Source organism: Pseudomonas pohangensis, from assembly GCF_900105995.1.
In the GTDB taxonomy this organism is placed as follows: Bacteria; Pseudomonadota; Gammaproteobacteria; order Pseudomonadales; family Pseudomonadaceae; genus Aquipseudomonas; species Aquipseudomonas pohangensis.
Genome location: NZ_LT629785.1, coordinates 3,762,242 through 3,769,589, shown reverse-complemented (window position 1 = coordinate 3,769,589; position 7,348 = coordinate 3,762,242). Strand labels below are relative to the sequence as shown.

The 7,348-nt window shown below is 61.9% G+C and carries 7 protein-coding genes; 2 read left to right on the top strand and 5 right to left on the bottom strand.

Translation table 11 applies throughout. The features are described 5' to 3' along the window. On the bottom strand, positions 1-668 hold a 668-nt coding region (locus BLT89_RS17825), incomplete at its 3' end, for a hotdog family protein (RefSeq protein ID WP_090198514.1). 178 nt (positions 669-846) lie between these two features. On the opposite strand from BLT89_RS17825, the gene BLT89_RS17500 reads away from it, so the two are divergent. Beyond that, complete coding sequence (locus BLT89_RS17500) at positions 847-1,290, top strand: thioesterase family protein (protein ID WP_090198511.1); 444 nt, start codon at positions 847-849, stop codon at positions 1,288-1,290. Positions 1,291-1,305: 15 nt separating this feature from the next. Here the strand turns inward: BLT89_RS17500 and BLT89_RS17495 are convergent, their stop codons facing one another. The 4 genes from BLT89_RS17495 to BLT89_RS17480 form a co-directional block, all read right to left on the bottom strand. Continuing rightward, positions 1,306-2,034 carry a VC0807 family protein gene (locus tag BLT89_RS17495; protein ID WP_090198508.1) on the bottom strand — a complete coding sequence of 243 codons (729 nt, stop codon included), beginning with the start codon at positions 2,032-2,034 and terminating at the stop codon, positions 1,306-1,308. A gap of 233 nt (positions 2,035-2,267) precedes the next feature. Then, positions 2,268-3,143 (bottom strand): transglutaminase family protein, encoded by an 876-nt coding sequence (locus BLT89_RS17490; protein ID WP_090198505.1) that lies wholly within the window; start codon positions 3,141-3,143, stop codon positions 2,268-2,270. Then, complete coding sequence (locus BLT89_RS17485; RefSeq protein WP_090198501.1) at positions 3,140-4,087, bottom strand: alpha-E domain-containing protein; 948 nt, start codon at positions 4,085-4,087, stop codon at positions 3,140-3,142. The genes BLT89_RS17490 and BLT89_RS17485 overlap by 4 nt, the downstream gene beginning before the upstream one ends. 12 nt (positions 4,088-4,099) lie before the next feature. Continuing rightward, on the bottom strand, positions 4,100-5,509 hold the full coding sequence (locus BLT89_RS17480; RefSeq protein WP_090198497.1) for a circularly permuted type 2 ATP-grasp protein: 1,410 nt from the start codon (positions 5,507-5,509) through the stop codon (positions 4,100-4,102). Between the two features lie 271 nt (positions 5,510-5,780). On the opposite strand from BLT89_RS17480, the gene BLT89_RS17475 reads away from it, so the two are divergent. Then, the gene (locus BLT89_RS17475; protein WP_090198494.1) at positions 5,781-7,334 is read left to right on the top strand and encodes a WS/DGAT/MGAT family O-acyltransferase; all 1,554 of its coding nucleotides are present in this window, start codon (positions 5,781-5,783) and stop codon (positions 7,332-7,334) included. The last annotated feature ends 14 nt before the right edge of the window (positions 7,335-7,348 follow it).

Sequence of the window (7,348 nt, the reverse complement as noted above, 5' to 3'; positions counted from 1 at the left end):
ATGGCCCGGCGGAAGCCGAACAGGCGGGCCAGCAACGCATGCTGGTGGATCGGATTGAGGTCACCGGCAATACCGGCATAATGCCGGCCGGTAGCTTCCGGCACCTGCAGGCGCACCTCGCAACGCGGCTTGCCGGCCGTCGCCGCAATGGCCTCCGGGCTGCTGCGCTCGACCGCCGGGACAGATTGCCGTGACCGGTCGATTGCCAGTGCGCGGGTTTCGCCACGCCAGACCACTTCACCGTGCAGACTCGCCTCGGTGATCAGGCCGAAGCTCATGCCGCGCTTCTCAAGGCGGGCTTCGCCGCTGAAGGCGCGCAGGCTCAGCAGGGCATCAGCGGGAATCGCCCGGCTCTGGCTCACCCCCTGCGTCATGTGCACCAGTCCCAGCGCCGGGAACGGAAACGCAGCGTCTGCCAGGATCGCCATATGCAGGGGGGCGCCGGCAATCTGCAGGGTCAGCGGCGGCAAACAATCCTGCGGAACTGCCGGCAAGCCGATGCAAGCGCAATAGGCCTTGAGCCATTTCGGGTCAAGCGCGCCGGCGGGCAAGGTTCGCTCGATGCAGGGCATCTGTGCCGGCTCGGCAAGTCCGCGATGGGCATGCCGGAACAGCCCCAGCGTGGACATCAGGGTAGGCAGCAGGGAAGGTGGGCGCATAACCGGCATAAACGTATTTCCACTCCAGCAAAATCTCAGTCTAGCCGGTAATGCGCGGCTGTCGGCCAGAGCGAATGCACCCGACGCCGGCAGGCAGCAGACACAATCAGCCGAACTGCAGGACAATAGCCCACCTGCCACCCACCCCTGACAGCGCTGACCGCTGCGCCCGAGGCACAACACCACTATGGCACGCCTGAACCTGCAATTTCCCGAAGACCAGTATTGCTACCGTACCCAACTCACCGTCCGGGTCACCGACATCAACGCTGCCAACCATCTGGGCAATGATTCGATGATCTCGATGATTTCCGAAGCGCGGGCGCGCTTTCTGTTCGAGTTCGGCATTCCCGAGGTGCCGCTCGACGGTGTCGGCATCATCGTTACCGATCTGGCCACCACCTACCGCGCCGAAGCCCACGCCCGTGACCTGTTGCTGTTCGAAGTCGGCGTGATGGACTTCAACCCATACGGCGGCGACATCACCTTCCGCATTACCCGCCCGGCCGATGGCGCACTGGTGGCCATGGCCAAATCCGGGTTCGTCTTCTTCAACTACCAGAGCGGCAAAGTGACCGCCATGCCCGCCAGCTTCCACAGCAAGTTTGCCGGGGTCAACTGGCTGGGCTAGGGCGCTGCCGGTGCATCAGGCCGTCTTGTCCTTGTCCGGATCATGGATCACCTCCTCCAGCTTCAGACCGGTGAGTTCCTGAATATTGCGCCACAGGTAATAGAAGATAGCCATCAGCATCAGCATCGAGGGAATGGCGATCATCGGATAGCTGAGCAGATTCATACGGCCCAGTTCGGCATTGAAGGCTTCGCTGCCGGCCGGGCTGACCACGATCCACTTGGCCAGCACGTAGTTCATCGCCGAAGAAAAGAAAAACGTACTGCTCAACCAGTAGGTGGCCTTGAGCAAGCGTTCCTCGAACACTCGGGTATTGCCCGAAGCCGCCAGCCGATCGGTGATCAGCCCGGTATTGAGCACTGCATTGTTGAACAGCAGCGTGCGGATCAGCGGGTAGCGTGTGCGCGTCGAAAGCAGCACGGCCAGACCGATCAGCCCCGGAATGGCCGCCTCCTTGACCGCCAGCCAGCCGGCATCCAGCTGCAACAGGCCAATGCTCCCGGTCAGCAGGATGCTGATCAGGCCGAGCAAGGCAATGAAGTTGAATTTGCGGTATCTGATCAGCTCGAAGGCGCCCCAGCCGAAGGGAAAGGCCAGTGCCAGAATCAGCGCGCGATCTGCGCCCAGATCGGCTTCGCCACTCAACTTCATCAGAATCAGCGAGGGCAGCAGCAGACTGACCAGCAGGTCAATCAGCGGCCGTGGTTTGTGGGTGGGGCGGGTGGTCATGGGCGGCTCGATCATGGCGCTCACCGCGATTTAAGTCGGCAGCACTGGCTGGATGGGCTGTGAAGCGGAGACGCGAGAGTCCCGGCTCCTGAAAGTATGCAGGCTGCCCGAGGTTGAGAAGCTGTGTATGTGTAACCGGAGCTGTCCGCCGGCAGCGCTGGCCAGACCCGCTGAAGCAGCACTGAACAGCCATCCAGTACAGACAGACCGGATCTGGCAGCGCCACGGTTCACGGCGCTGCCGTCCGGCTATCGACGCTGTTGTTGCTGCTGCTGTTGCTGCTGCTGTTGCTGCTGTTGCTGTTGCTGTTTCTGCTGCTGCTCCGGGCGATCCTGTTGTTGCTCGGCATTGGGGTGCACATACACCTGTGCGTGCATCTTCTCGCTGCCACCACCGCGGCGCATGCCGCGTACCGGGCAGGCATCCAGATAATCCATGCCGACCGCCAGCTTCAGATGCCGTTCGGGACGCGACAAACCGTTGGTGACATCGAAGCAATACCAGACACCATCCAGCCAGGCTTCCGCCCAGGCATGGCTGGCCAGGTGCGCAAGATCATCGCTGTACAGGTAGCCGGACACATAGCGCGCCGGGATACCCAGACTGCGGGCGCAGGCAACAAAGGCATGGGTATGGTCCTGACAAACCCCGGCGCCCGCGGCAAACGCACCGGCCGCAGTACTTTCCACGTCGGTTGCACCGGGGCTGTAGGGCATGGCTTCCAGCAGGGCATGCATCAGCTGGATCAGGTCACTGCGCTGGCGCCCCTCCCCGCAGATCTTCAGGGCAAATTCGCGCAACGCCGGATCCGCCTCGGTCAGCGCTGTGGTGCGGGTGTACGGCCATGGCGAGCCGCTGTCGTGCTCACCTTCACAGTTCACGTCGATCTCGACCACCCCGCGCGCACCGATGGTGATCGAGTCATGCGGCTGTTCGAGGGTCAGCACATGCAGGATGTTGCCGTAGGCATCGCGTTGCGCCTCGACCAGGCCCGGCAGATCGAGCCACCACTCGACCACATGCTGGCGCTCGCTTTCCTGCGGGGTCAGGCGCAGATACTGAATGCTGCTGCGCACCTGATCGGCATAGGTGTAGGTGGTTTCGTGGCTGATCGAGAGTCTCATGCGACCTCCAGGTAGGAACGATGAATGGCATCCGCCAGATTGCCGATCTCCACGATGAAATCCGACAACCACACATGCAGCCCCTCGGACAAGATATCGTCAACACTGGTAAAGCGCAGGCGCGCACCCAGCTCGGCGCCCAGACGCTGCGCCGAGCGCCCGGTATTGCCGGGCAGGCTGACCAGTATCTGGTTGATTTCATCCAGGCAGCTGTGCAGCGAGCGCGGCAGGTCATCCCGCAGGATCAGCAACTCCGACACCTGGCGCACCCCCGGCGCATCACGGTACAGCTCGGTGTAGGCCTCGGACGCCGACAGGGCGCGCAATAATGCGGTCCACTGATAGTAGGCATAGGCAGAGCCCTCGGTCAGGCTGGCCTCCTTGTCGCCAAGCATTTCATAGCGCGAGTCGAGCAGTCGCAAGGTGTTGTCCGCCCGTTCGATATGCGTGCCAAGGCGCAGAAAGCGATAGGCGTCATGCCGCATCAGCGTGCCGGTCGTCGCGCCCCTGAACAACTGCGAGCGCTGCTTGACCCACTCGCAGAAGCGGCTGATGCCGTAGCGGGTCAGACCTTCGGCGGCGATGCCGCGCATCTCCAGCCAGGTCGAGTTCATGTTTTCCCACATGTCGGCGGTGATCCGTCCGCGCACGGCATGGGCATTGGTCCGCGCGGCGCGCAGACAGCTGAAAATGCTGGTGGGATTATTCGGATCCAGCGCAAAGAACTGCAACATGCGCTCGCCATGCAGCTGGCCGTGCCAGCCCAGATACTCGTCCAGAGTGCCGGTGATCAGCAAGGGCATGGCCAGTTCATCCAGCCCCTCGCGACCATCCTGCGGCATCAGTGACAAGGAATAACTGATATCGAGCATCCGCGCACGATTCTCCGCACGTTCCAGATAACGCGACATCCAGTACAGGTCGCCTGCCGTTCTACTCAACATGCCATATGCTCCTTAATCCTCGACTATCCAGGTGTCCTTGGTGCCGCCACCCTGGGATGAGTTGACCACCAGCGAACCCTTGCGCAGTGCCACCCGCGTCAGGCCACCGGGTACCAGGCAGACTTCCTTGCCGGACAACACGAAGGGGCGCAGATCGATATGCCGGGGCGCGATGCCGTCTTCGACAAAGGTCGGGCAGGTCGACAGGCTCAGCGTGGGCTGGGCGATATAGCCACCGGGATTGGCCTTGAGCCGCTCGCGAAACGTTTCGATTTCCGCCTTGCTCGCCGCCGGCCCGACCAGCATGCCGTAGCCACCGGAGCCCTGGGTTTCCTTGACCACCAGCTCGGGCAGATTGGCCAGCACATGGGACAGCTCTTCGGGCTTGCGGCATTGCCAGGTCGGCACGTTGGCCAGTATCGGCTCCTCCGACAGATAGAAGCGCACCATGTCCGGCACGAACGGATACACCGATTTGTCGTCCGCCACACCAGTGCCGATGGCATTGGCCAGGATCAGGTGACCGGCCAGATAGGCACTGAGCAGGCCGGGCACACCGAGCATCGAATCCGGATTGAACGCCAGCGGGTCGAGGAACAGGTCATCCAGCCGCCGGTAGATCACATCGACATGCTTGGGGCCGGCCGTGGTGCGCATGTAGACATGCGTGTCGCGCACGAACAGGTCCGCGCCCTCGACCAGTTCCACACCCATTTCACGGGCCAGAAACGCGTGCTCGAAGTAGGCACTGTTGAACCGGCCGGGGGTCAGCACTACCACGCAGGGGTCATCCACCGGACTGGAGCCCTTCAGCGTTGTCAGCAACAGGCCGGGATAATGGTCAACCGGCGCAATGCGCTGGTTGGCAAACAGTTCAGGGAACAGGCGCATCATCATCTTGCGGTCTTCCAGCATGTAGCTGACACCGCTGGGCGTACGCAGGTTGTCCTCGAGCACGTAGTAGGTGCCGTCACCATCACGCACCAGATCGACCCCGGAGATATGCGAATAGATATCGCGGTGCAGGTTCAGGCCCTGCATGGCGATCTGGTAGCACTCGTTGGCCAGCACCTGCTCGGCAGGAATGATCCCGGCCTTGATGATGCGCTGGTCGTGATAGAGGTCGGCAAGGAACATGTTCAGCGCCTTGACGCGCTGGATGCAGCCGCGTTCGACCATGCGCCATTCACTGGCCGGTATGCTGCGCGGAATGATGTCGAACGGAATCAGCCGCTCGGTGCCCTGATCATCACCGTAGAGAGTGAAGGTGATGCCCGCACGGTGAAACAGCAGATCCGCCTCGCGCCGGCGCAGGGCCAGCTGATCGGGGGGCGTGGCCGCCAGCCAGCGGGAAAATTCCTTGTAGTGCGGACGCACCTTGCCGCGCGCATCGTACATTTCGTCATAGAACTCACGGGCCATGCCTTGCTCCTTGTCATTCAGGCCAAGTTCATGATGCAAAGCTCGCGCCACACAAGATAATCCATACTTATCAAATGGTTATACGCAGCCCTTGATCTCAATGCACCATTTCAGGGCGATCATCCAGGAACTGCATGGCAATCCCTTCCCGTCCGCACCTGATCAGAGCATACCCCTCCCGCAGCCACCCTGCTTAAATATGCGTAGACAGCCGCAATGGCCTCCCCAATGCTAGGCTCAGAACAAAACCAACAAGACCGGAGTGGCCGACATGAAAGCAATGAACCTGCAGGACTCGATGTTCCTGCTGATCGAACAGCGCCAGCAGCCGATGCACGTTGGCGGACTGAGCATCTACACCCCGCCCAAAGATGCCGGCCCCGACTACGCCGAGAACCTCTACCAGGCCTGGCGCAAGCACCTGACTGCCGAAAAACCGTTCAATCAGCGGCCGCTGCAAAAACTCGGTGTCTGGTACTGGGAGGAAGACCTGGATTTTGATCTCGATTACCACCTGCGCCATCTGTCCCTGCCCAAGCCGGGACGTATTCGTGAACTGCTGGTAATGGTCTCGCGCTTGCACGGCGCCCTGATGGACCGCTCGCGCCCGCTGTGGGAAGTCAGTCTGATCGAGGGCCTGGCCGATGGGCGCTTTGCCATCTACAGCAAAATGCACCACGCCATGGTCGATGGGGTAACGGCAACCAAGATGGCGATCCAGCAACATTCCTACAGCGCCAAAGACATCAAGCCGCCGATCTGGGCCCAGGAACATGGGCGGCCAAAGTCCGCAAAAAAAGCAGAGACAAGCCTGTTCAGCCAACTCGGCGAAGCAGTGCAAGGCGGCCGCGAGATGCTGCCGGGCATAGTCAGCGGCCTGTGGGAAATTGTGCGCCCATCCAGCCCGGATGCCGCGCTGAGTCAACCATTCCAGGCACCACCGAGCCCGTTCAACGTGCCTATCTCCGGCTCGCGCCGGTTTGTCGCGCAGTCCTACGAACTGGAACGCCTGAAGGCCATCGGCAAGGCCTCCGGTGCCAAGCTGAACGATGTGGTGATGGCCCTCTGCTCAGGTGCCTTGCGCCGCTATCTGCAAGAGAACGATGTGCTCCCGGAAACTTCGTTGATTGCCATGCTGCCGGTATCCATGCACGGCGAAACCGACAAGGGCGGTAATCAGGTAGCCACCATTCTGGCCAACCTGGCTACCAACGAGGCAGACCCGATCGAGCGCCTGCAACGCATCATCGCCTCGACCCAGGCAGCCAAGCAGCGCATGTCGAAAATGGTCCGGCTGGAAAAGGTGGCCCACACCGCGATGATGATGAGCCCGATGCTGCCTTCGGTCATCACCGGGCACGCCGCATCCCACCCGGTGTTCAATCTGGTGATCTCCAACGTGCCCGGGCCGACCAGGGATCTGTACCTGAACGGCGCGCATCTGGACGAAAGTTATCCGGTGTCGATCCCCATGGCCTACCAGGCGATCAACATCACCGTGACCAGCTACGTCGACAAGATGGCGTTCGGCTTCACCGCCTGTCGCCGCGCGGTACCCAATATGCAACGGCTGGTCGACTACCTCGATGACGCCTTTGTCGAACTGGAAAAGGCACTGGGGCTGAAGCAGGCTCGCAGAGCACCCGCCGTCAAGGCTGCAGCAACTCCGGCGACTGCACCCAAGGCGGCCAAACCGCGCGCAGCGCGCAAGCCCAAAGCAGCAAGCCCTGCCGCCAAGACTCCGGTGGCTGCGCCGGCAACCGCGCCAAAGCCGGCCAAACCGCGTGCGCCACGCAAGGCCAGGGCCGCCAGCCCGGCAGCCTGACCGTCACGCCCACT